General features: G+C 71.2%; 18 protein-coding genes, 4 tRNA genes and 1 pseudogene. 10 read left to right on the top strand and 13 right to left on the bottom strand.

Features of this window, described 5'->3' with window-relative positions:
• The first annotated feature begins 265 nt into the window (after window positions 1–265).
• On the top strand, window positions 266–430 hold the full coding sequence (locus ACIP82_RS28005; RefSeq protein ID WP_400657263.1) for a hypothetical protein: 165 nt from the start codon (window positions 266–268) through the stop codon (window positions 428–430).
• A gap of 43 nt (window positions 431–473) precedes the next feature.
• Here ACIP82_RS28005 and ACIP82_RS28000 read toward each other — a convergent pair whose 3' ends face one another.
• The 3 genes from ACIP82_RS28000 to ACIP82_RS27990 all read right to left on the bottom strand — a co-directional run bounded on the left by ACIP82_RS28000 (window position 474) and on the right by ACIP82_RS27990 (window position 3,100).
• The gene (locus ACIP82_RS28000) at window positions 474–1,079 is read right to left on the bottom strand and encodes a GNAT family N-acetyltransferase (RefSeq protein WP_400657261.1); all 606 of its coding nucleotides are present in this window, start codon (window positions 1,077–1,079) and stop codon (window positions 474–476) included.
• Complete coding sequence (locus ACIP82_RS27995) at window positions 1,076–1,678, bottom strand: GNAT family N-acetyltransferase (RefSeq protein WP_400657259.1); 603 nt, start codon at window positions 1,676–1,678, stop codon at window positions 1,076–1,078. Before ACIP82_RS27995 ends, ACIP82_RS28000 begins: the two co-directional genes overlap by 4 nt.
• Before the next feature lie 138 nt (window positions 1,679–1,816).
• Window positions 1,817–3,100, bottom strand: coding sequence for an adenylosuccinate synthase (locus ACIP82_RS27990; protein WP_363605435.1), 1,284 nt, complete (start codon window positions 3,098–3,100; stop codon window positions 1,817–1,819).
• A 126-nt stretch (window positions 3,101–3,226) separates the two neighbouring features.
• On the opposite strand from ACIP82_RS27990, the gene ACIP82_RS27985 reads away from it, so the two are divergent.
• The 3 genes from ACIP82_RS27985 (at window position 3,227) to purM (ending at window position 7,138) form a co-directional block, all read left to right on the top strand.
• A complete protein-coding gene (locus tag ACIP82_RS27985; RefSeq protein WP_400657258.1) occupies window positions 3,227–4,078 on the top strand; it encodes a diacylglycerol kinase family protein in 852 nt (283 codons plus the stop codon).
• Window positions 4,079–4,394: 316 nt separating this feature from the next.
• Window positions 4,395–5,975 carry an amidophosphoribosyltransferase gene (purF, locus tag ACIP82_RS27980; RefSeq protein WP_363605438.1) on the top strand — a complete coding sequence of 527 codons (1,581 nt, stop codon included), beginning with the start codon at window positions 4,395–4,397 and terminating at the stop codon, window positions 5,973–5,975.
• A 77-nt stretch (window positions 5,976–6,052) separates the two neighbouring features.
• Window positions 6,053–7,138, top strand: coding sequence for a phosphoribosylformylglycinamidine cyclo-ligase (gene purM / locus ACIP82_RS27975; RefSeq protein WP_363605440.1), 1,086 nt, complete (start codon window positions 6,053–6,055; stop codon window positions 7,136–7,138).
• A 213-nt stretch (window positions 7,139–7,351) separates the two neighbouring features.
• On the opposite strand, the gene ACIP82_RS27970 is transcribed toward purM, so the two are convergent.
• Both ACIP82_RS27970 and ACIP82_RS27965 read right to left on the bottom strand, forming a co-directional pair.
• Window positions 7,352–7,609 carry a DUF3073 domain-containing protein gene (locus tag ACIP82_RS27970; protein ID WP_363605442.1) on the bottom strand — a complete coding sequence of 86 codons (258 nt, stop codon included), beginning with the start codon at window positions 7,607–7,609 and terminating at the stop codon, window positions 7,352–7,354.
• Window positions 7,610–7,990: 381 nt separating this feature from the next.
• Window positions 7,991–9,151, bottom strand: coding sequence for a Glu/Leu/Phe/Val dehydrogenase dimerization domain-containing protein (locus ACIP82_RS27965; RefSeq protein WP_400657256.1), 1,161 nt, complete (start codon window positions 9,149–9,151; stop codon window positions 7,991–7,993).
• 198 nt (window positions 9,152–9,349) lie between these two features.
• Here ACIP82_RS27965 and ACIP82_RS27960 point away from each other — a divergent pair, with 198 nt between their 5' ends.
• Window positions 9,350–10,246 (top strand): hypothetical protein, encoded by an 897-nt coding sequence (locus ACIP82_RS27960; RefSeq protein WP_363605444.1) that lies wholly within the window; start codon window positions 9,350–9,352, stop codon window positions 10,244–10,246.
• A 534-nt stretch (window positions 10,247–10,780) separates the two neighbouring features.
• The gene (gene bldC, locus ACIP82_RS27955; protein ID WP_014137253.1) at window positions 10,781–10,987 is read left to right on the top strand and encodes a developmental transcriptional regulator BldC; all 207 of its coding nucleotides are present in this window, start codon (window positions 10,781–10,783) and stop codon (window positions 10,985–10,987) included.
• A gap of 383 nt (window positions 10,988–11,370) precedes the next feature.
• Here bldC and ACIP82_RS27950 read toward each other — a convergent pair.
• The 4 genes and pseudogenes from ACIP82_RS27950 to ACIP82_RS27935 all read right to left on the bottom strand — a co-directional run.
• Window positions 11,371–11,444, bottom strand: a tRNA-Asp gene (locus ACIP82_RS27950).
• A gap of 106 nt (window positions 11,445–11,550) precedes the next feature.
• Window positions 11,551–15,537 carry an ATP-dependent RNA helicase HrpA gene (gene hrpA, locus ACIP82_RS27945; protein WP_400657252.1) on the bottom strand — a complete coding sequence of 1,329 codons (3,987 nt, stop codon included), beginning with the start codon at window positions 15,535–15,537 and terminating at the stop codon, window positions 11,551–11,553.
• Window positions 15,538–15,705: 168 nt separating this feature from the next.
• Window positions 15,706–16,056, bottom strand: a complete 351-nt coding sequence (locus tag ACIP82_RS27940; protein ID WP_363605494.1) for an SgcJ/EcaC family oxidoreductase — start codon at window positions 16,054–16,056, stop codon at window positions 15,706–15,708.
• A 90-nt stretch (window positions 16,057–16,146) separates the two neighbouring features.
• A pseudogene (locus tag ACIP82_RS27935) lies at window positions 16,147–16,413 on the bottom strand (muconolactone Delta-isomerase family protein); the annotation flags it as partial.
• A 207-nt stretch (window positions 16,414–16,620) separates the two neighbouring features.
• Between ACIP82_RS27935 and ACIP82_RS27930 the strand changes: the two are divergent.
• Window positions 16,621–17,901: an ATP-binding protein gene (locus ACIP82_RS27930; protein ID WP_400657250.1), complete on the top strand. Its 1,281-nt coding sequence runs from the start codon at window positions 16,621–16,623 to the stop codon at window positions 17,899–17,901.
• A gap of 424 nt (window positions 17,902–18,325) precedes the next feature.
• On the opposite strand, the gene ACIP82_RS27925 is transcribed toward ACIP82_RS27930, so the two are convergent.
• The 4 genes from ACIP82_RS27925 to ACIP82_RS27910 form a co-directional block, all read right to left on the bottom strand.
• Window positions 18,326–18,399: transfer RNA gene (locus ACIP82_RS27925), tRNA-Phe, on the bottom strand.
• A gap of 27 nt (window positions 18,400–18,426) precedes the next feature.
• Window positions 18,427–18,500 (bottom strand) — tRNA-Asp (locus ACIP82_RS27920).
• Window positions 18,501–18,556: 56 nt separating this feature from the next.
• Window positions 18,557–18,629, bottom strand: a tRNA-Glu gene (locus tag ACIP82_RS27915).
• Window positions 18,630–18,745: 116 nt separating this feature from the next.
• The gene (locus ACIP82_RS27910) at window positions 18,746–19,087 is read right to left on the bottom strand and encodes a metallopeptidase family protein (protein ID WP_363611053.1); all 342 of its coding nucleotides are present in this window, start codon (window positions 19,085–19,087) and stop codon (window positions 18,746–18,748) included.
• Window positions 19,088–19,157: 70 nt separating this feature from the next.
• Between ACIP82_RS27910 and crcB (ACIP82_RS27905) the strand changes: the two genes are divergently transcribed.
• From crcB (ACIP82_RS27905) to ACIP82_RS27895, 3 genes are all read left to right on the top strand, one after another.
• A complete protein-coding gene (crcB, locus tag ACIP82_RS27905) occupies window positions 19,158–19,646 on the top strand; it encodes a fluoride efflux transporter CrcB (protein ID WP_400657247.1) in 489 nt (162 codons plus the stop codon).
• A complete protein-coding gene (gene crcB / locus ACIP82_RS27900; protein WP_363611049.1) occupies window positions 19,643–20,017 on the top strand; it encodes a fluoride efflux transporter CrcB in 375 nt (124 codons plus the stop codon). Before crcB (ACIP82_RS27905) ends, crcB (ACIP82_RS27900) begins: the two co-directional genes overlap by 4 nt.
• A 1,055-nt stretch (window positions 20,018–21,072) precedes the next feature.
• Window positions 21,073–22,913, top strand: a 1,841-nt coding sequence (locus ACIP82_RS27895; protein WP_400657244.1) for a DEAD/DEAH box helicase, incomplete at its 3' end; no start/stop codon positions are given.

Below are 22,913 nucleotides of genomic sequence, written 5' to 3'. Positions count from 1 at the left end.
TGGGTTCCCACGCCTCAGCCACAGTGGCCGCTGTCGCCGCTCCGGCGCACGAGCTTGTCCGAGGGGACGGTCCGACGCGGCCCGTCCGGCTCGAACAGCGGGTGCACCACGGCCATCCCGCCTTCCTCGCTGACCAGTTCGACCAGCGATCCGGGCTCCAGTGAGCCCGGATCGCTCGCGCAGTTCCCTCAGTGCTTCAGGTGCCGACCGGTGGCCCCTTGCGGTGAGCAAGGGGCCACCGGGGGAGGCTTGTCCAGGCGCAGAAGTGGTCGAACTCGCCGACCTGGACGCCGAGGATGAAGGCGGCCCACGGGGGGCCGGTGGCCGGGGCCTGGGCATCGTCGACGTGCTCGCCGAGAAGTGGGGCGTCGAGCCCATCGGGCAGTACAGCAAGGCGATTTGGGCCGTCGCCGCAGTCGGCGTCCGGTGAACGGGCGGGTCGTCACCGGCTGGCCGACCTGGCTGGTCGGCGCTCAGCCGCGGGCGAGCCGTTCGACCAGCCGTGACTTCGCCGCCGGCCACTCCTCGGCCAGCAGCGAGTAGTAGGCGCTGTCGCGCCAACTCCCGTCCGGCCGCCGCCGTTCACGGCGGTGGACGCCCTCGAAGGTGGCCCCCAGCCGCAGGATCGCGCTGCGGGAGCGCTCGTTGAGGCTGTCCGTCTGCCAGCAGACCCGGCCCATGCCCAGTTCCTCGTACGCATGGGTGAGCAGCAGCAGCTTGGACTCCGTGTTCACCGCCGTCCGCCACACGGCCCGGGCGTACCAGGTCCAGCCGATCTCCACGTACTCGTCCACCGTGCTGAAGCGGTGGTAGCACGTCCACCCCACCGCCCGCCCGCTGCCGCCGAGGCCGATCACCGCGAACGCCACCCGCTCACCGCGTTCCACCTCGGCGAGGCGCGCGTCGAGGACCGCCCCCAGCTCGGCCTCGGTCCGCGGGGTGGTATCCGGCAGCCAGCGCCACACCTTTTCGTCCCCGCCCCCGGCGGCGAAGAGCTCGGCGAGGTGGTGGCGCCCGAGCGGCTCCAGGCGGACGTGTCGCCCGAGGAGCGTCACCGGGGCCGGCCGCCGGGCGCTCACCGGGTGGCCAGCCGGTCGCTCAGGCGCTGCTTCGCGGCCGGCCACTCGTCCGCGAGCATCGAGAAGTACGCGGTGTCCCGCCAGACCCCGGTCGCGCGGCGCTTGTCGCGCCGGTGGGTGCCCTCGTACGTGGCCCCCAGCCGCAGGATCGCGTTGCGGGAGCGTTCGTTGAGCGCGTCCGTCTTCCAGAACACCCGGCCCATGCCCAGTTCCTCGAAGGCGTGGGTGAGCAGCAGCAGCTTGGACTCCGTGTTCACCGCCGTCCGCCAGACCGACCGGGCGTGCCAGGTGCCGCCGATCTCGACCAGCTCGTCGACGGCGCTGAAGGCGTAGTACCCGGTGATGCCGACGGCGCGGCCGGACGGGAGGTCGATGACGGCGAACTTCACCGCCCGCCCGGCGGCCACCTCGGCGAGCCGGATGTCGAGGATCGCGCCCAGCTCCTCCTCCGTCGTCGGGGCGCTGAACGGGATCCACCGCCAGACCTCCGGGTCCGCGCCCACACCGGCGAACAGCTCGGGCAGGTGGTGGCGCCCCAGGGGCTCCAGACGGACATGGCGGCCGGTCAGGGTGACGGGCGCGGGCAGCTTCGCGGTCATGGCCGCAAGGTAGCGCCACTCTGCACTAGATGCAATGGAATATTGGACTAGTGCAAAATTACGCAACAGGTGAGAGGGGATGCGGAAGGGCCCTGCGGGACGCATCCCGCAGGGCCCTTCACACGACCGAAGGCAGGCCTAGATGAACGAGTTGATCTCGATCGTCTCGGTCCGGCCCGGGCCGACGCCGATGGCCGAGATCGGAGCGCCGGACATCTCCTCCAGCGCCTTCACGTACGCCTGGGCGTTCTTCGGCAGGTCGGCGAAGGTCTTCGCCTTGCTGATGTCCTCGGTCCAGCCCGGCAGCGTCTCGTAGATCGGCTTGGCGTGGTGGAAGTCCGACTGGTTGTACGGGAGCTCCTCGACGCGGCGGCCGTCGATCTCGTACGCGACGCAGACCGGGATCTGCTCCCAGCCGGTCAGCACGTCGAGCTTGGTGAGGAAGAAGTCGGTCAGGCCGTTGACCCGGGTCGCGTAGCGCGCGATGACCGCGTCGAACCAGCCGCAGCGGCGGTCACGGCCGGTGGTCACACCGCGCTCGCCGCCGATCCGGCGCAGCGCCTCGCCGTCGGCGTCCAGCAGCTCGGTCGGGAACGGGCCCGAGCCGACGCGGGTGGTGTACGCCTTCAGGATGCCGATGACCCGGTCGATCTTGGTCGGGCCGATGCCGGCGCCGGTGCAGGCGCCGCCCGCGGTCGGGTTCGACGAGGTGACGAAGGGGTACGTGCCGTGGTCGACGTCCAGCAGGGTGCCCTGGCCGCCCTCCAGCAGGACGACCTTGTTCGCCTTCAGCGCCTCGTCCAGGACCAGGGTGGTGTCGGCGAGGAACGGCTTGATCTTGTCCGCGTAGCCGAGGTACTCCTCCAGCACCAGCTCGGCCGGGATGGCGCGGCGGTTGTAGAGCTTGACCAGCAGCTGGTTCTTGTCGTGCAGCGCGGCTTCGATCTTCTGCTGCAGGATCGACTCGTCGAAGAGGTCCTGGACCCGGATGCCGACGCGGTTGATCTTGTCCGCGTAGGACGGGCCGATGCCGCGGCCGGTGGTGCCGATCCGGCGCTTGCCGAGGAAGCGCTCGGTGACCTTGTCCAGGGTGCGGTGGTACGGCGTGATCAGGTGGGCGTTGCCCGAGATCAGCAGCTTGGAGGTGTCGATGCCGCGCTCGTCGAGACCCTTGAGTTCGGAGAGCAGCACGCCCGGGTCGATGACGACGCCGTTACCGATCACCGGCGTCACATTCGGGCTGAGGATGCCGGAAGGCAGGAGGTGCAGGGCATACTTCTGATCGCCGATGACCACCGTGTGACCGGCGTTGTTGCCGCCCTGGTAGCGAACGACGTAGTCGACGGAGCCACCGAGGAGGTCGGTCGCCTTCCCCTTGCCCTCGTCTCCCCACTGAGCGCCAACGAGCACGAGTGCCGGCACAGGCGTACACCCCTTCCGGTTGGGGCATCCTGCGTAGGCCGCAGTCTGCCCCGAGATAGACGAAGCCCCTGGCGCAATAGCGCAAGGGGCTCTTGCACCGAGAGATTACCTGAGGAAGGACCGGTCGTGTCGTCCCTGTCCACGCCTGCAACCGGCGGCCCCGAGCCGCTCCTGCTGCTCCTCGACCCGGCGGCCCGGCAGTCCGACGGCGAGTCGGTGCGGATCGCGAAGGACGTCCTCTGCGGAGGTGCGGACGTCAAGGTGGCCTATCCGGAGAGCCCGTCCGAGCTCGACCGGGTGCTTTCGCACCGGGGTCGCCGCCGACCGGTGGTGATCGGATCCGACCTTGCGCTGCAACGGGTGCTCCAGGCCCTCTACCGCCAGCGTGAGCTGGGGACGGACCCGGTGGGCATGGTCCCGGTCGGGCGGGCGAACGAGCTGACGGCGGCCCGCGCGCTCGGCGTGCCGGGTGCGCCGGTCCCGGCCGCGCGGGCGGTGCTCTCGGGCGCGCCGCGCAAGCTTGACCTGCTGGTGGACGACGGTGGCGGGGTCGCGCTCGGCGGGGTCCGGATCTCCGGGAGCGGGGTGCGTCGAATGGCCGGCCGTACGGGTGGTTGGCGTTCGCTATGGGCGAAACTGGCTGCGGCCGAGCAGGCGAGTCCACTCACCTCCGAGAACGGCAAGAACGACCACAGCTCCCGGATCCGGGTCGAGGCGGACGGACGGCTGCTCGCGGACGTCCACCGGCCGGTCCGGCTGGTCCAGGTGACCCTGCCGGGCGGCGAGGCGGCCGGCGCGGGCGTGATGGAGGTCGTGGTCCGTGCGCCGGGCGCACTGGTGCGCACCCGGGCGGCGACCGTCTCGGTGGCCGGACGGGGCTTCGGCTACGAGGCGGACGGCCACCCGGTCGGCCCGGTCCGGACCCGCACCTGGACGGTCCACCCGGGCGCCTGGGGCCTGCTGCTGCCGGCCGTGTGAGCGGGGCGGGCACCCGTGAGCGGTGCGGGCGCCGGGGGCCGTGAGCCCGGCGCCCCCCGCGAGCGGTGCGCACCGGGTGCCCCGGCGTCCCGGGTGAGCAGGCTCACGTTCGCCGCCGCCCGCCACCGGGCGGTCCGTGCACGGAATGCCCCAACGGGCGCGAACCGCAAGGCCAAGCGGCCCCTCGCCGAATTCCCGGACCCTCAATTACGCGTTGGGTAAGGGGTTTCGTCTACGCGCGTTACTGAACGTTCGGCCAACAATCCGCGCCTCCCTGGTTCCGGAAGCCCGCGCCAACTGCCCTAGACTCGAAGGCGTGCCACGTGGTGACGGAAGACTCAACCACGATCTTCTTCCCGGTGAGAAAGGCCCCCAGGACGCTTGCGGCGTCTTCGGTGTCTGGGCTCCCGGCGAGGAGGTCGCCAAGCTCACGTTCTTCGGCCTTTACGCCCTGCAGCACCGCGGTCAGGAATCCGCGGGCATCGCAGTGAGCAACGGCTCCCAGATTCTCGTCTTCAAGGACATGGGGCTCGTTTCCCAGGTCTTCGACGAGGCCTCCCTGGGGTCGTTGCACGGGCATATCGCCGTCGGACACGCCCGCTACTCGACCACCGGTTCCTCGGTCTGGGAGAACGCCCAGCCGACCTTCCGGGCGACCGTTCACGGTTCGCTGGCCCTCGGGCACAACGGAAACCTGGTGAACACCGCCGAACTGGCGGCCATGGTCGCCGAACTGCCCGGTGAGGAGCACGTCTCCCGCTCGGGCCGGGCCGCCGCGACCAACGACACCGACCTGGTGACCGCGCTGCTCGCCGGCCACCCGGACCTCTCCATAGAGGAGACGGCCAAGCTCGTCCTGCCCAAGGTCAAGGGCGCGTTCTCGCTCGTCTTCATGGACGAGCACACGCTCTACGCCGCCCGCGACCCGCAGGGCATCCGCCCGCTGGTCCTCGGCCGGCTGGAGCGCGGCTGGGTGGTCGCCTCCGAGACGGCGGCGCTCGACATCTGCGGCGCCTCCTTCATCCGCGAGGTCGAGCCCGGCGAGCTGATCGCCATCGACGAGAACGGCATGCGGACCTCCCGCTTCGCCGAGGCCAAGCCCAAGGGCTGCGTCTTCGAGTACGTCTACCTGGCCCGCCCCGACACCTCCATCGCCGGCCGCAACGTGCACCTCTCCCGCGTGGAGATGGGCCGCAAGCTGGCCGCCGAGGCGCCCGTCGAGGCCGACCTGGTGATAGCGACCCCGGAGTCCGGTACTCCGGCCGCCATCGGCTACGCCGAGGCCAGCGGCATCCCGTACGGCTCCGGCCTGGTGAAGAACGCCTATGTGGGCCGTACCTTCATCCAGCCCAGCCAGACCATCCGCCAGCTCGGCATCCGCCTCAAGCTCAACCCGCTGAAGGAAGTCATCGCGGGCAAGCGCCTGGTCGTGGTCGACGACTCGATCGTGCGCGGCAACACCCAGCGCGCGCTGGTCCGGATGCTGCGCGAGGCCGGCGCGGCCGAGGTGCACATCCGGATCTCCTCGCCGCCGGTGAAGTGGCCGTGCTTCTTCGGCATCGACTTCGCCACCCGCGCGGAGCTGATCGCCAACGGGATGACCGTCGAGGAGATCGGCCGCACGCTCGGCGCCGACTCGCTCGCCTACATCTCGATCGACGGCATGATCGAAGCCACCAAGCAGCCGAAGGACCGGCTCTGCCGGGCCTGCTTCGACGGCGAGTACCCGATGGAGCTGCCCGACCCGGCGCTGCTCGGGAAACTCCTGCTGGAGGCCGAGATCAAGGGCGGCCAGCAGCCGCCGGCGGTCCGCGGCAAGCCGACCGGCAGCGATCTGGACGGTGTCCAGTCCCTGCTCGGCGGAGCGGGCGCGGCCGACGCCCTGCGCCGCCCCTAGCAAGCCCTGGTGGGGTCCCGGAACCGGGGCCCCACCGCTGTTCCATCCCCCCACTGACCCGAAAGGGCCGCACCGCAGTGACCACGAACCAGAACGGCGCCACCTACGCCGCCGCCGGCGTCGACATCGAGGCGGGCGACCGCGCCGTCGAGCTCATGAAGCAGTGGGTGAAGAAGGCGAGCCGCCCCGAGGTGGTCGGCGGCCTCGGCGGCTTCGCCGGGCTCTTCGACGCGTCCGCCTTCAAGCGCTACGAGCGGCCGCTGCTGGCCTCGGCCACCGACGGTGTGGGGACCAAGGTCGCCATCGCCGCCGCCATGGACAAGCACGACACCATCGGCCACGACCTGGTCGGCATGGTCGTCGACGACCTGGTGGTGTGCGGTGCCGAGCCGCTGTTCATGACCGACTACATCTGCGTCGGCAAGGTCGTGCCCGAGCGGGTCGCCGCGATCGTCAAGGGCATCGCCGAGGGCTGTGCGCTGGCCGGCTGCGCCCTGGTCGGCGGGGAGACCGCCGAGCACCCGGGTCTGCTCGGCCCGGACGAGTACGACGTCGCGGGCGCGGGCACCGGCGTGGTCGAGGCGGACGCGCTGCTGGGCGCGGACCGGGTCCGGGCCGGCGACGTGGTGATCGCGATGGCCGCCTCCGGCCTGCACTCCAACGGCTACTCGCTGGTCCGCCACGTGCTGCTGAACGAGGCCGGCTGGAAGCTGGACCGCAAGGTCGAGGAGTTCGGCCGCACCCTCGGCGAGGAGCTGCTGGAGCCGACCCGGATCTACTCGCTGGACTGCCTGGCGCTCACCCGCGCCACCGAGATCCACGCCTTCTCGCACGTCACCGGCGGCGGCCTGGCGGCCAACCTGGCCCGGGTCATCCCGGAGGGCCTGCACGCCCGCCTGGACCGCGGCACCTGGACCCCGCTGCCGGTGTTCCAGACCGTCGCCCAGGTCGGCAAGGTGGCCACCCTGGAGATCGAGAAGACGCTCAACATGGGCGTCGGCATGGTCGCGGTCGTCCCGCCGCACTCGGTGGACGTCGTGCTGTCGGTCCTGGAGGACCGCGGCGTCGAGTCCTGGCTGCTCGGTGACATCGTCGAGCGCGCGGACGGGCACGAGGGCGGCGCGGCGCTCTACAACGCGTACGAGGGCTTCACGGCGGGCTGAGCAGGCCTCCGGATACCCGAAGAGCCCCTCCGGTACCGGAGGGGCTCTTCCCGTCGGGGGCGGACCGCCGGTCCGGCGCCGGACCGGCGAGCCCGGGACGCCCGGTGCGACGGTCCGGCGGAACGGTCACGGAACAACCCGCGGAACGGCCGCGGGGACGCCGAAAACCGGCCCGGCGCTCTGAGCGCCAGGGCCGGTCAGGCCAGACTGTGACTACGCGCGGCGGCGGGCCTGGGATGGCCCGGTACCCGACTCGGTGTCGTCGTCCTCGTCGTCGTCGGCGTAGCGAGCCGCGTATTCCGCGTAGGGGTCGTCGTCCTCTTCTTCTTCGATCGGCTCTGGCTCGATCGAAGCGGTAGAGGGCGATACGCCCAGCTCGTTGGACAGACGATTGGCGTCAAACCCGCCGCTGTTGTACTTCAGCTCGCGGGCGACCTTCGTCTGCTTGGCCTTGGCCCGGCCGCGCCCCATGGGTCGACCCCCTCAACGATGGGGCTCACGGCCCCGAGTCTGACACGTGTTCATGATCAGGAGCGGCCTGCCCGAATGGGGAGAACCGTCCCTTGGAGCATTAACGGTACCTGTTTCTGCCGCTGGACGGTACGTCGTCAGTGTGACGTGGCGCGCACCTGCCGCACCCGCGACCAGGTCGTCCCAGGTCAGGGGAGGTATTGCGGCGTTTTGCGCGCTGTCCGTAGGTATCTCAGGTCCGTCGTTCCCGGATCGATTATCCCCCCAAGGGGGGCGTTGGATCACCCGATCGGGCGCAGAAGTGAGAATCCGGTTCCACATTGTGATGCGCGGGGGACGGAAGGGACCGTCCCCCGCGCACCGGGGTCACGTGAGCGGGCGTCAGCCCCGGCGGGAAGCCGGCAGCAGGACCGAGCGCAGCGCGCTGATCTCCCGCATCCGCTTCTCCGCCAGGCGGTCGGCGGCGACGGCCGGCGGGACGCCGTCGGCGGTGGCCCGGGTGAAGATCTCCAGAGTGGTGTCGAAGATCTTGGTGGCCTTGTTCTTGGCCCGCTCGAAGTTGAAGCCGTCGATCTCGTCGGCGACCTGGATCACGCCGCCGGAGTTCACCAGGTAGTCCGGGGCGTAGAGGATGCCGCGGTCGGCGAGGTCCTTCTCGACGCCGGGGTGGGCCAGCTGGTTGTTGGCCGCGCCGCAGACGACCGCGGTGCCGAGCTCGCCGAGGGCGGCCACGGTGTCGTCGGTGAGCGCGCCGCCGAGGGCACAGGGGGCGTAGACGTCCAGGCTGGCCCGGAGCAGGGCGGCGGTGTCCGCGACGACCTCCACCTCCGGGTGGGCGGCGCGGACGCGGTTGACGGCGGCCTCGGCGACATCGGTGATGACGACGGTGGCGCCGTCCGCGACCAGGTGGCCGACCAGGTAGTGGCCGACCTTGCCGACGCCCGCGACGCCGACCCGCTTGCCGCGCAGCGTCGGCTGGCCCCAGCGGGCCTGGGCGGTGGCGCGCATGCCCTGGAAGACGCCGAAGGCGGTCAGGATGGAGGAGTCGCCGGCGCCGCCGTGCTCGGGGGAACGGCCCGTCACGAACTCGGTCTCGCGCGCGATGACGTCCATGTCCTGGACGTAGGTGCCCACGTCGCACGCGGTGATGTAGCGGCCGCGCAGCGACTGCACGAAGCGGCCGTAGGCGCGGAGCATCGCCTCGTTCTTGTCCTTGCCGGGATCGCCGATGATGACGGCCTTGCCGCCGCCGAGGTCGAGCCCGGCGAGCGCGTTCTTGTAGGACATGCCGCGCGAGAGGTTCAGCGCGTCCTCCAGTGCCGCCTCCTCGGAGGCGTACGGGAAGAAGCGGGTGCCGCCGAGGGCCGGGCCCAGCGCGGTGGAGTGGATCGCGATGATCGCCTTGAGGCCGGAGCTGCGGTCGTGGCAGAGAACGACCTGCTCGTGGCCGTCGCCGGGGACGCCGTCCTGTTCGGTACGGAAGATCCTGCCGAGCACGCCGGGTGCGGGGTACGTGGCGGATGCGGTCTGTACGTCGGTCACTGTGGTGACTCCAGTATCCGAGGCCCGCTGCTGTGGTGCGGGCGCCTAGGGCGAAGCGTAGTCGTGGGGGCGCCGCCGATCCGCCCTCTTGTCCGAGCTTGCCCAGGTTGTCCGAGGAGTGAGACGGGGGCATGGGGAGAGGGGCGGCGAACGGTTCCCGGCCCGCGCCCTCCCGGGCGGAGGGTGGCGCGTGCGACGATGCAGAACGTGACCGTCGTACGCACCTCCGTACTTCCGCCCTACGCCGCCCACCTGCGGGTCTACGAGCCGCTGGCCGCCTACCCGGAGCCCGACCGCACACGCTGGCAGGTCTATGCGGCGGAGCACGGCCCGGACGCGGCGGCGGCGGAGCGGCCGGTGGCGGCGGCGGTGCTGGAGGAGCAGCGGGAGGCCCTGGCGGAGCTGGTCGGCCGCACGCCCCGGGCGCTGCCGGAGCGGGAGAGCGAGCGGGCCTTCGTCCGGGCCCTGGACGGGGTGCTGTACGTCTGCCCGTGGGCGACCAGGCTGCGCAGCTGGCAGGCGCTGGAGGAACTGCGGTCGGGGGCGCCGGTGGCGCTGGTGGACACCGCGCTGCCGCCGGCGACCCGGGAGGCCGCGGAGGCGGACCGGGAGCGCTGGCGGGCCGAGCACCCGGACGCCCGGCCGTGGATCCTGACCAGCCGGTGGGAGGTGCCGGTGCGGTGGTTCCTGCCGTTCGGGGAGGAGGACCGCTGCTTCGTTCCGGCCGTGGAGGGGGAGGAAGAGGAGGGGGCGGCGACACTGTTCTATCTGACGCCGATGGCGCAGGCGCGCCGGCGGGTGGCCCGGGCGTACCGGGCGCTGCGCGAGGCGGTGCCGGAGGGGGAGCTGGTGCGGGGGGCGGAACAGGTGGGCCGGTGGCTGGAGGAGTTCCATCCGCGTTCGCTGGTGGAGCTGGACTACGGGGGGCTGGTGCATCTGCTGGGGCCCGAGCGGCTGCTGGCGGACCGTTCGGCGGGGGAGCTGGAGGGCGGGCTGCGCGCGCTGCGGGCGGGGGACATGACGGAGGCGCTGCGGGCGTACGAGGAGCTGACGGCGCGCTGGCGGCGGGTGCTGGCGCTGCGGTACGCGAACTGAGCGGTCCGGGCCGGCCCGGTCGAGGAGACGTCATCGCTGGCCGGGCCCAGTGTCGGTGGTACTTGTAAGACTGTAAGAGTCCTACGGCCTGAGCGTTATGACCAAGGTCCTGGTTCGGGTCAATAGCTATCGAACGTGACACTACTCACCGTTGACGCGAACTCACCCCTATGTGCAAAAATGGGACAACCAGCCCAACTTCACGTGAGCGTGCCCACTTTTGGGTGGTTCTGGAGTCGATGCGTGCTTTGCGGGGAAACGGAGGGTCTGGTCCCCTCGTAACCGGATGTCGCGATAGCGTGACCGTCCGTTATGGGGTGGTCCATCGCCATCCGTCGGCCTTGAACCCGTGAGGGGTCAATTTTGGCGGTTTGGTCGATAGGGCTGGACGGATGGTGTAGTTGTAGACACCAGGACAAGCCGTTCGTCCTATAACCGACTCGGCCCGTCTATGCCATTTCGGGCATCGCGGGCCAAGGTGCAGAATTTGAAGGATAGAACCGCCCTGGTTCGGTTCTCCCGAGGAGGCCGCTCATGACCGCTCGTACCCCTGATGCTGAGCCGCTGCTGACGCCGGCAGAGGTTGCCACCATGTTCCGCGTAGACCCGAAGACGGTCACCCGCTGGGCCAAGGCGGGCAAGCTGACATCCATTCGCACGCTTGGCGGGCACCGCCGTTATCGCGAGGCGGAGGTGCGTGCTCTGCTGGCCGGCATTCCGGCTCAGCGCACCGAAGCCTGATAGGCCAAAGGCTCTTTAAAGGGGCTGCTAACCGGACTCCGCCGGGTCCGGTAAGCGGCCCCTTTGCCATGCCCGGAGGGCGGTCCGGACGCCCGGCCGGATGTGTCCGGCGGGTTCCGCTCCGACCGGTCGGAATGTTGAACTCCGGATAACGATTTGATGGTTATGAGGTGGGGGGGATTTACTGGTAATGGATGTGCAATTTTATATATTAAATTAGTGCCCGTGCGGAGGGGGTGTCGGCTGCCCGGTTTCAGGGAAAGATAAGTGACGACCATCACACGCACGGTCACTTGTGGTCTAGACCTAGTGCGAGGTAATGCGCTGCGCGGTGAAACGCGAGAGGCCCGGAACCAATACGGTTCCGGGCCTCTCGGCTACGGCGATCCCGACGGGACTTGAACCCGCGACCTCCACCTTGACAGGGTGGCGAGCTAACCAACTGCTCCACGGGACCAGAGTGTTCTGATCTCGTTCACTCGCTTGCTGCGCTGCGAACAAGACAGATCGTAGCCCATGGTGGGCCCCCAGGTCGAACTGGCTCCTGAGGGCCCCCGCCCAGCTCAGAGAGCGGCCCGGGCCGCCTCCATCGCCTTCATGATCCGCTTCTCCGAGACGGGCGTCGGCGTGCCGAGCGCCTGGGCGAAGAAACTGACCCGCAGCTCCTCGATCATCCACCGGATCGACCGCAGCTCCGGGGACGGCTGCTGCCCGGCCGGGACGGCCGCCAGCAGCTCCCCGTAGGCCTGCTGCACCTGCTGGACCTTCAGCAGCTGCTGGGCGTCCCGCTGCGGGTGGTTGGGCAGTGCCTCCAGCCGGCGGTCCACCGCCAGCAGATAGCGCTTGAGGTCCGGCAGCCGCTGCCAGCCGGTGGCCGTGACGAAGCCGGGGTACACCAGCGAGGCCAGATGCAGCCGGATGTCGTTCACGGCGTTCAGCAGCACCGGGCTGCTCACCGACTTCAGCCGGGTCGACGCCTTGTGGAAGGCGATCAGGGCGGTGGCCGTCTTCAGCGTGGTGTCCGCCGAGAGGTCGTACAGATCGGCCCGCACCTTGTCGTGCAGCTTGCCGAAGGCCGCCTCGTCCCAGGCCGGGCCTCCGGCCAGGGTCATCAGCCGGTCGGTGGCGCAGGCGACGACGTCCTCGAACAGCGCCGGGATCGAGCCGTGCGGGTTGTAGGAGAGCGCCAGCTTCGCCTGGTTGCCCAGCCGGCCCTGGATCGACTTGGCGGGGGAGTTGGTGGTCAGCGTCAGCAGCCGCCGGGTGCCCTCCCACATCGCCTGGGCCTGCGCCTGCGGGGTGTCGAACAGCTTGATGCCGACGGCCTCGCGCTCGTCCACCAGCGCCGGGTAGGCGCGCAGCGAGTGGCCGCGCGAGCGCTGCTCGAAGGTGCGCTGGAGCACCGGCAGCGAGGCCGGCCAGGCGGTCAGCCCGCTCTGCTCGATGCCCTGGCCGGAGGCGGCCGAGGAGAGCGTCTCCTTCAGCTTGGGCTTCAGCAGCAGCCGCAGTTCCTCGAGGTCCTTGGACTCGGCGAGCTTCTTGCGGCCGTCCACCACCCGGAAGGTCACCCTGAGGTGGTCGGGCACCCGCTCGTCGTCCCAGGCCTCGGGCGGTACGGTGACCGCCGTCAGCCGCTTGAGGACGTGCTCCAGGGTCGGCAGCAGCGGCTCCTGCCGGTCCTTCACCTGGCGCAGCGCGGCCTTCGCGAAGTCCGGGGCCGGGACGAAGTTGCGCCGGATCGCCTTGGGCAGCGCCCGGATGTAGGCGGTGACCAGCTCCTCGCGCAGGCCCGGGATCTGCCAGTCGAAGCCCTCGGCGGTGACCTGGTTGAGCACCGGGAGCGGGATGTGGACGGTCACGCCGTCCGCGTCGCTGCCCGGCTCGAACTGGTAGGTCAGCTTGAAGCGGAGCTTGCCCTGCTGCCAGTAGTCCGGGTAGTCCGCCTCGGTGACGCCGTCCGCCGAGTCGTTGATCAGCATCGACTTCTCGAAGTTGAGCAGGTCCGGCTGCTCGTGCCGGGCCTTCTTCCACCAGGAGTCGAAGTGCCGGGTGGAGACGATGTCGTCCGGCAGCCGGCTGTCGTAGAAGTCGAACAGGGTCTGGTCGTCGACCATGATGTCCCGGCGGCGGGCCCGGTTCTCGAGCTCCTCGACCTCGCTCAGCAGCTTGCGGTTCTCGGCGAAGAACTTGTGGTGGGTCTCCCAGTCGCCCTCGACCAGCGCGTTGCGGATGAACAGCTCGCGGCAGAGCTCGGGGTCGATCCGGCCGTAGTTGATCTTCCGCTGGGCGACGACCGGCATCCCGTAGAGGGTCACCTTCTCGTACGCCAGCACCGCGCCGGCCTTCTTCTCCCAGTGCGGTTCGCTGTAGCTGCGCTTGATCAGGTGGCCGGCCAGCGGCTCCACCCACTCGGGCTCGATCTTCGCGTTGATCCGGGCCCAGAGCCGGGAGGTCTCGACCAGTTCGGCGGACATCACCCAGCGCGGGGGCTTCTTGAACAGGCCGGAGCCGGGGAAGACGGCGAACCGGGCGCCGCGCGCGCCGCCGTACTCGCGCTTCTCCACGTCGTACAGGCCGATGTGCGAGAGCAGGCCGGCCAGCAGGGACTGGTGGATCCGGTCGGCGTCCGGCTCGGCGTCCGGGTGCGGCTCCTCGATCGTCACGCCCAGCTGCCTGGCGACGGTGCGCAGCTGGGAGTAGATGTCCTGCCACTCCCGTATCCGAAGGTAGTTCAGGAACTCCGCCTTGCACATCCGGCGGAAGGCGGAGGAGGAGAGCTCCTTCTGCTGCTCCCTCACATAGCGCCACATGGCGAGATAGGCGAGGAAGTCGGAGGTCTCCGAGGCGAAACGGCGGTGGCGGTCGTCGGCGGCCTGGCGCTTCTCGGTGGGGCGTTCGCGCGGGTCCTGGATGGAGAGCGCGGCGGCGATCACCATGACGTCGCGGACGCAGCCGTTCTTGTCGGCCTCCAGCACCATCCGGGCCATCCGCGGGTCCACCGGGAGCTGGGCCAGCTGGCGGCCCAGCGGGGTGAGGCGCTTGCGGACGTCCTGCTCGGCCGGGTCGAGGGCGCCGAGCTCGTGCAGGAGGTTGACGCCGTCCTTGATGTTGCGGGAGTCCGGCGGGTCCAGGAACGGGAAGGCGGCGATGTCGCCGAGGCCGGCGGCGGTCATCTGGAGGATGACCGAGGCCAGGTTGGTGCGCAGGATCTCGGCGTCGGTGAACTCGGGGCGGGCGAGGAAGTCCTCCTCCGAGTACAGCCGGATGCAGATGCCGTCCGAGGTACGGCCGCAGCGGCCCTTGCGCTGGTTGGCGCTGGCCTGGCTGACCGCCTCGATCGGCAGCCGTTGCACCTTGGTGCGGTGGCTGTAGCGGGAGATGCGGGCGGTGCCCGGGTCGATCACGTACTTGATGCCCGGGACGGTGAGGGAGGTCTCGGCGACGTTGGTGGCGAGCACGATCCGGCGGCTGCTGGAACGCTGGAACACCTTGTGCTGCTCGGCCGAGCTCAGCCGGGCGTAGAGCGGGAGGACCTCGGTGAACTTCAGTTTCAGTTTGTTGAGCGCGTCGGCGGTGTCGCGGATCTCGCGCTCGCCGGAGAGGAAGACCAGGATGTCGCCCGGGCCCTCGGCCTGGAGTTCCTCGGCGGCGTCGCAGATCGCCTGGATCTGGTCGCGGTCGCGGTCCACGTCGGAGGCCTCGTCGGCGTCGTCCGTCTCGTCGACGATCGGGCGGTAGCGGACCTCGACCGGGTAGGTGCGGCCGGACACCTCGACGATCGGGGCATCGCCGAAGTGGCGGGCGAAGCGCTCGGGGTCGATGGTCGCCGAGGTGATGACGACCTTGAGGTCCGGGCGGCGGGGGAGCAACTGCTTGACGTACCCGAGGATGAAGTCGATGTTGAGGCTGCGCTCGTGCGCCTCGTCGATGATCAGGGTGTCGTACTGGCGCAGCTCGCGGTCGGTCTGGATCTCCGCGAGCAGGATGCCGTCGGTCATCAGCTTGACCAGGGTGTCCTGGCCCACCTGGTCGGTGAACCGGACCTTCCAGCCGACCGCCTCGCCGAGCGGGGTGCGCAACTCCTCGGCGACGCGCTCGGCCACGGTACGGGCGGCGATCCGGCGGGGCTGGGTGTGGCCGACCAGGCCCTTGACGCCGCGGCCCAGCTCCAGGCAGATCTTCGGGATCTGGGTGGTCTTGCCGGAGCCGGTCTCGCCCGCCACGATCACCACCTGGTGGTCGCGGATGGCCGCCAGGATCTCGTCCTTCTTCTGGCTGACCGGCAGCTCCGCCGGGTAGGTGATCTCCGGTACGGCGGCGCGGCGCTGCTCCACCAGCAGCTCGGCCCGGTCGATGTCGGCGGCGATCTCGGAGGTGATCTTCTGCTGGGCGTCGGGCTTGCGGACCCGCCGGGCGCCCTCCAGCCGGCGCCCGATCCGTACCTGGTCGCGCAGGGTCAGCTCGGGCAGACGGGCGGCCAGCTCGCCGATGCCGAGGCCCACGATGGGCGCGTTGGCGGACTGGACTGCGGGAGAACTCACTGCGGGCATCCCTCTAGGTTCGCAAGGAGGTGCGGCGGCGCGCACCTCAGTTTTCGAGCTCCTCCAGTGTCACAGCCGGTGGCGGAGAAGTGCGAACCCCGGGCGGGCGGGGCGCGCGAGCCACCCGGAGGCGTGCGGTACGGCGGCGCGCCGGGCCGTGCAACGGAACCGACGGATTCAGGGCCGGTCGAGGCGGGACACCTGGTAGTGGCCGATGAACCAGCCGCCCTCCGCCGCGCGCCGCACCAGCACGCCGAGGCGGACGCCCAGCGTGGGCCGGTCGGTGAACGAGAAGTCGACGTCCAGGTAGCCGAGCACGAGATCGTCGGCGAGCCGTCTGGTCTCCAGAATCCGGTACTCGGCCGTCATCCCGAGGGGCTGGGAGTCGTAGTAGTCGGCGACGCCCTGCCTCCCGACGCTGTAGGGGTGCAGCCCCTGGAAGATCGCGTCCTCGGTGAAGCAGGCGGCGACCCGTTGCGGCTCGTGCGCGTCGACGGCGGCCTTCCAGCGGTCGAGGACGCCGCGCAGGACCGCTTCGGGGCCGGCCGTGCCGCTGGTGGCCGTCGGAGTGTGCTCCTGGGCCGGTCCGGGCGCCGGGCGGCCCGGGTCGCTCGGGTGCGGGGACAGCGCCGTCACCGTGTCGTGCCGCCACACCCGCAGCGGCATCGACGCCAGCACCTGCTCCAACCGCTCGGCGTCGTCCGCGCTGAACAGCCCCCAGGTGCGCCACTCACCCGGGGCGAACGGCGGCCGCCAGAGGCGCAGCAGGCTTCCCCGCGCGGCCAGTTCCCGCGCCCGCACCGACTCCCGGGTCCGGATCTCCGCCACCTCCTCCTCGGAGGTGCCCTCCGGAACAGCGGTCACCATGTCGACCAGGAACTCCATGCGTGGCTCTCCTCATCACGGCAGCCCCCTCCGACACCGCAGACCCTAACGCCGGAACCGGACCGCCCGGCGGTCACACCCGGGCACGGCGCGGCTCGGTGCGGTGACGGCCTCCACCGCCACCGTGCCGGGCGCGTCGGGGTGCGCCGGGCGGGCGGCGGGCCGGCGGGGGAGAATGGAGCCTCCGGATCCGGGCAGGTGGTGACGATGCCAGCGTGGCGTCTGCGCGACTATCACGACGACGACCTGGACCAGGCGATCCAGATCTGGGACCAGACCCGCCAGGCCGACGACGGGGATCCGGCGTTCTCCGTCTCCGAGGCGATGGCCGCGGGCCAGTCCGGCCGGACGGCGGTGGTCGCGGTGGTCGGCGACGAACTGGCCGGCATGGTGGCGGCGCAGGCGAACGGTGAGCGGGCGTGGATCCTGCTCGTGGCACTGGCGTCCCGGTGGCGCAACCGGGGGATCGGCAGCGCCCTGCTCGCCGAGCTGGGAAAGCGGCTGCGGGCACTGGGCGTGCGCCGGATCGGCGCCCTGCTGCCGGCCTCCGCCACCGGCGCGAAGGCCCTGGAGAACTCCGGCTACCTGCCGCGCGACGGCCTCACCTACTACGAACGGCTGGAGCCGCCCGAAACCGCCAACGCCGACGTGATCGCGAGCCTGGGCGGACTGATGCTGCCCCCGGGCCGCTGGGAGGCGATGGCGGGCATGGAGCGGGAGAAGCAGGTCGTCGAACGCCGGATCGTGCTGCCGCTGACGGAACCCGCGCTGGCCGACCGCTACGGCGTCGCGCCACCGAAGGCGGCCATTCTCTTCGGCCCGCCCGGCACCGGGAAGACCAGCTTCGCCAAGGCCGTCGCCTCCCGGCTGAACTGGCCGTTCGTGGAGCTGTTCCCGTCCCGGCTGGCGGCCGACACCGATGACGGCCTGGCCGCCGCGCTGCGGGACGCCTTCGCCGAACTCGCCGGGCTGGACGCGGTGCTGGTGTTCATCGACGAGGTCGAGGAGATCGCCGGGACACGCTCGGGCCACGCCGTCGACGCCAGCCACGGGGTGACCAACGAACTGCTCAAGCTCATCCCCGGTTTCCGCGAGCACGACGCCCGGCTGCTGATCTGCGCCACCAACTCCGTACGCTCCCTCGACCAGGCCTTCCTGCGCCCGGGCCGCTTCGACTACGTCATCCCGATCGGGCCGCCGAATCCGGCGGCCCGGAAGGCGATCTGGGTCCGGTACCTCGGGGCGTCCGCCGAGGTGGTGGACGTGGACGAACTGGTGCGGGCCAGCGAGCTGTTCACCCCGGCCGACATCGAGTTCGCCGCCCGCAAGGGCGCGCAGACGGCGTTCGAACGTGAGGTCGTCCACCGCCGTGGCGAGCCGGCCACCACCGAGGACTATCTCACCGCGGTCGCCGACACCCGGCCGACCCTCACCGCCCAGGCGATCCAGGAGTTCACCGAGGACATCGAGACCCGCAGCCGCCTCTGACCCCGCCGGGCCGCCCGGCGGGGCCCCACCGCCTCGTGGCCGGAGCCGGGTGGTGTCCTCCCGGTTCGGTCCTGGCGATGCCGCCGATTCACTGCGCTCGGTGGGGTGAAGACCGCACAGAGCCTCGCGGCCTCGCTTGCCGACCGCGATCCAGCCGGCGAGGCCTCGGACCTGTTCGACAGTGGGTGGCCGCTCGCGTTCCATCGGCGCTTCCTGCCTGCCTTGGGCCTGACGGATTCCGTCATCGAGGACCGGCGCGCCGCCCTTCCCGAGGCGGAGAAGAACGACCTTCTGCTGCGCCTTGCACGTACTTGCTGCGGGGGAGGGGAGCGTGGCCATCCGCTGTCCCGGTGGCGCCGAACAGCACAAAAAAAGATGCCCCGAAGCGAATCGCTTCGGGGCATCTTGCCTTTTCAGGCCTTTGTGGCCAGGGCCGGGGTCGAACCGGCGACCTTCCGCTTTTCAGGCGGACGCTCGTACCAACTGAGCTACCTGGCCGTACTGCACCGTCTCTTGCGAGACGAGCGATCCCGACGGGACTTGAACCCGCGACCTCCACCTTGACAGGGTGGCGAGCTAACCAACTGCTCCACGGGACCTTGTGTGGTGTGACACCACTAGGTCTTGCGGTACTGCACTGTACTACGGTACTGCGTGCCCCCAACGGGATTCGAACCCGTGCTACCGCCTTGAAAGGGCGGCGTCCTGGGCCACTAGACGATGAGGGCTTGCGGCCTGTCCCGCTGTTTCCAGCGCTCGGGGACGTCGAGAAGCATATGGGATGTCGGGCGGATCGCCAAAACGGGTTTCGGCCAGGTGGGGCGAGGGTCCCGGGGCGGGGCGGTCAGGACCAGCCGAGCTCGTCGAGCTCGTGGTCGTCGAAGCCGAAGTGGTGGGCGACCTCGTGGATCACCGTGGTGCGGACCTCGTCGACCACCTGCTCACGGGTCTCGCACTGCCGCAGGGTCGGGCCCCGGTAGACGAGGATCCGATCGGGCAGGACGCCCGCGTACCACTCGCCGCGCTCGGTGAGCGGGGTGCCCTCGTAGAGGCCGAGGAGTTCCGGGTCGGCGGGGTCGGGCTCGTCCTCGACGAACACCGCCACGTTGTCCATCATCGCCGCGAGCTGGGGGGGAATCTGATCGAGGGCGTCACTGACCAGCATCTCGAACTCTTCCCGGGTCATCTCCACCGGATCATTGTCGGGTCTGCGGTGACGGTGTGCCAGGTGGCCGGGGCCGGTGTTTGATGGGCCCATGGCGACCTCGGACGACACGGCGAGGGCGCGGCCCGGGGCGGTGGCACCACGCCGGCCCCCGGTGCTGCGCGGGCAGGGGCCGGTGGTGGCGGTGGTCGCGGCGGGCGGGGCGCTCGGCGCGTCGGCCCGGTACGGGGCCGCGCTGCTCTGGCCGAACGGGCCGGCGCAGTTCCCGTGGGCCACGCTGGTGGTGAACGTGCTCGGCTGCGCGGTGATCGGCGTCTTCCTGGTGGCGATCACCGAGGGACGGCCCGCGCATCCGCTGCTGCGGCCGTTCTTCGGGACCGGGGTGCTGGGCGGGTTCACCACGTTCTCCACGTACGCGGTGGACATCCGGCGGCTGGTCGGGGAGGGGCGTCCGGGGGTCGGGCTGGCGTACCTGGGGCTGACGCTGCTGGCGGCGCTGGCCGCGGTGTGGGCGGCGGCCGCCGTGACGCGCCGTCTGATCCGGCGGGGCACGGGGGAGCCGCGAGGGGAGCAGGGGTGAACTGGCTGCTGGTGGTGGCCGGAGCGGTGGTCGGCGCGCCGCTGCGGTACCTGACCGACCGGGCGGTGCAGGCCCGGCACGACTCGGCGTTCCCGTGGGGCACCTTCGCCGTGAACGTGGCCGGCAGCCTGGTGCTCGGGCTGGTGGCGGGCGCGGTGGCGGCGGGCGCGGCGTCCTCGCACGTCCAGCTGCTGCTCGGCACCGGGTTCTGCGGGGCGCTGACCACGTACTCGACCTTCTCGTACGAGACGCTGCGGCTGGTCGAGGGCGGGGCCGGCGGTTACGCGCTCGCCAATGTGGCGGGCAGCGTGGTGGCGGGCCTGGCGGCGGTGTACGCGGGGACGGGGCTGGCCTCGGCGCTCTGGGGGTAGGGCCCGGCCGGGGAGGGGGCCGGGGCGTCGGCGTTGCGCCGGGTGGATGGTGTCCGCCGCTTCCTGCCGCGCTGCCCGTGTCCCGGTGGCCCGCGCGCGCGTTGGGCACCGAAAGTGGCCGTGCGCAGCGGGCGGCCGGGTGGGGCGTAGAGAGGGAGCTCGGTGGTTTCGGTGCGGGAGGTGGCGGTCCGGCGGACGGATCCGCGGGCGACGGCCGTGCGGACAGGTGTGGTGCGGGTCGCGGCGGCGCTGGCGGCGGCCGGACTGGGACTGACCGGGTGCATGTCGGTGGGGTCGGGTGCGGACGAGAAGCGCGGCGCGGTGCCGGTCGGGGCGGTCGGGGCGTCCGGCAAGCCCACCGGCGGGGCGTCGGCCACGCCGGGTGCCGTCGGTCACCAGGGCGGTGCCTCGGGGCGTGCGGAGCGTCCCGGGGGCTTGCAGGGCGCGAACGCGCCGGGCGTGAGCCTGGCCCCGATGTCCGGCGATGGGGCGCCCGGCGTGAACGGCGCTCCCATCGATGCGGCGCCCGTACCGGACGCCGCCCCGGGTGGGGCCGCGCCCGGCGCGAACGGCGCGGCCGGGGGCGTGAGTGCCAGCCCTCCACCTCATCCGGGGGCCGGTTCGGCAGCCGGCGGGTCGACCGGCGGCGCGGGCGGCTCCGACGGCACGGGCGGCGGCACCGGCGAGGGGCGGTCCGGCGGCGGTACGGCGAGCACCCCGGCGGCGAGCCCGACCGGGGGGCCCGCCACGCCGCCCGGTGCCGGGCACACCTCGCCCGCCTCGACCGTCCCACCGGGGCCGGGGCCGTCGCCCAGCAGCTCCGGATCCTCGGCCCCGAGCCCTGGCGCGGGTGGGCACTAATGGTCTGGCCAGGGCATTTGCCTCTGATCCCCAGGTTCGTCTATGGTGGTAGATCGTTCGTTTGATTCATTTGACTGGCGCCCTATCCCCATCTGGCGCCCTTGGCGCGTTCCGGCGATCCGTGGCTGACCGCATAGAGGCGGTTGTGAAACAGAACCCGGACTTTGGCGCGTGCCACTTCCGGAAGGTTTTGCATGTCTCTCGTTGACGACGCCCGCTTCGCCATGCCTGCGAGCGAGTCCGCCGCCGATGTCACCACCGAATCCACCACCGACGCGGTCGAGGTCGAGCTGATCGACGACGCCGCCGAGGCCACCGACGCCGCCGAGGTCGAGACCGACGAGGTCGCGGCCGAGGAGGACGCCGAGCCCACCCTCACCTTCGGCGACCTGGGCCTGCACGACGACGTCGTGCGTGCCCTCGCCAAGCGCGGTGTCACCACCCCGTTCCCGATCCAGGCCGCGACCATCCCGGACGCCCTGGCCGGCAAGGACGTCCTGGGCCGCGGCCGCACCGGCTCCGGCAAGACCCTCAGCTTCGGCCTGCCGCTGCTGACCCGCCTCGCCGACGGCGAGCGCACCAAGCCCAAGCACCCGCGCGGCCTGATCCTCGTCCCGACCCGCGAGCTGGCGATGCAGGTCGCCGACGCCCTGGAGCCGTTCGGCTCGGTGCTCGGCCTCAAGCTGAAGGTCGTCTGCGGCGGCACCTCGATGTCGAACCAGATCTACGCGCTGGAGCGCGGCGTCGACATCCTCGTCGCCACCCCCGGCCGTCTGCGGGACCTGATCAACCGTGGCAGCGCCAAGCTCGCGGACGTCCGGACCGTCGTGCTCGACGAGGCCGACCAGATGGCCGACATGGGCTTCCTGCCCGAGGTCACCGAGATCCTCGACCAGGTGCCGGCCGGCGGCCAGCGCCTGCTGTTCTCCGCCACCCTGGAGAACGAGATCGACACCCTGGTCAAGCGCTACCTGAAGAACCCGGTCACCCACGAGGTCGACCCGTCGGCCGGCGCGGTCACCACCATGACCCACCACATCCTCGTGGTGAAGCCCAAGGACAAGGCGCCGATCACCAACGCGATCGCCGCCCGCAAGGGCCGCACGATCATCTTCGTCCGCACCCAGATGGGCGCCGACCGCGTCGCCGAGCAGCTCATCGAGGCCGGCGTGAAGGCCGACGCGCTGCACGGCGGCATGACCCAGGGCGCCCGTACCCGCGTCCTCGGCGACTTCAAGGACGGCTACGTCAACGTCGTCGTCGCCACCGACGTCGCCGCCCGCGGCATCCACGTCGACGGCATCGACCTGGTCCTCAACGTGGACCCGGCCGGCGACCACAAGGACTACCTGCACCGCTCCGGCCGCACCGCGCGGGCCGGCCGCTCCGGCGCCGTCGTCACCCTGGTGCTGCCGCACCAGCGCCGTGGCGTCTTCCGCCTGATGGAGGACGCGGGCGTCGACGCCTCGCGTCACATCCTCGACCACGCCTTCGACGCCGAGGTCGCCAAGATCACCGGCGCCCGTTCGCTGATCGAGGTCCAGGCCGAGAGCGCGGCCGGCATCGCCGGTGCCGCCGAGCGCGAGCTCGCCGACATGACCCGCCAGCTGGAGCGCGCGCAGCGCCGCGCCACCGAGCTGCGCGAGGAGGCCGACCGCCTGTCCGCGCGTGCCGCGCGCGAGCGGGCCGAGCTGGGCATCGAGGACGAGGCGCCGGCCGCCGAGACCACCGAGGCCACGGACGAGGCGGCCGCCGCCGCGCCGGTGGCGACGGAGGAGCGCACCCCCGCGTACCGCGAGGCCCGCAACGAGCGTCCGTCGTTCAACCGCGACCGTGACCGCGATGACCGTGGTGGTCGTTCGGGTGGTTTCGACCGCGAGCGTTCGGGCGGCTTCAACCGTGACCGTGACGACCGTGGTGGCCGTTCGGGTGGCTTCAACCGTGACCGCGATGACCGTGGTGGTCGTTCGGGTGGTTTCGACCGCGAGCGTTCGGGCGGCTTCAACCGTGACCGTGACGACCGTGGTGGCCGTTC

The sequence above is a fragment of the Kitasatospora sp. NPDC088548 genome, assembly GCF_044753005.1.
Lineage (GTDB): Bacteria > Actinomycetota > Actinomycetes > Streptomycetales > Streptomycetaceae > Kitasatospora.
Note: the sequence above shows the minus strand (reverse complement) of the source record. Positions and strands in the feature narration are given on the sequence as shown.

Excerpts from the sequence above, each read along its gene's own strand:
- ACIP82_RS27995 (WP_400657259.1), bottom strand. The coding sequence starts at position 1,678 with ATGACCGCGAAGCTGCCCGCGCCCGTCACCCTGACCGGCCGCCATGTC.
- ACIP82_RS27970 (WP_363605442.1), bottom strand. The coding sequence starts at position 7,609 with ATGGGGCGCGGCCGGGCCAAGGCCAAGCAGACGAAGGTCGCCCGCGAG.
- ACIP82_RS27960 (WP_363605444.1), top strand. The coding sequence starts at position 9,350 with ATGCAGAACGTGACCGTCGTACGCACCTCCGTACTTCCGCCCTACGCC.
- bldC (WP_014137253.1), top strand. The coding sequence starts at position 10,781 with ATGACCGCTCGTACCCCTGATGCTGAGCCGCTGCTGACGCCGGCAGAG.
- hrpA (WP_400657252.1), bottom strand. The coding sequence starts at position 15,537 with ATGCCCGCAGTGAGTTCTCCCGCAGTCCAGTCCGCCAACGCGCCCATC.
- ACIP82_RS27930 (WP_400657250.1), top strand. The coding sequence starts at position 16,621 with ATGCCAGCGTGGCGTCTGCGCGACTATCACGACGACGACCTGGACCAG.
- ACIP82_RS27910 (WP_363611053.1), bottom strand. The coding sequence starts at position 19,087 with ATGACCCGGGAAGAGTTCGAGATGCTGGTCAGTGACGCCCTCGATCAG.
- crcB (WP_400657247.1), top strand. The coding sequence starts at position 19,158 with ATGGCGACCTCGGACGACACGGCGAGGGCGCGGCCCGGGGCGGTGGCA.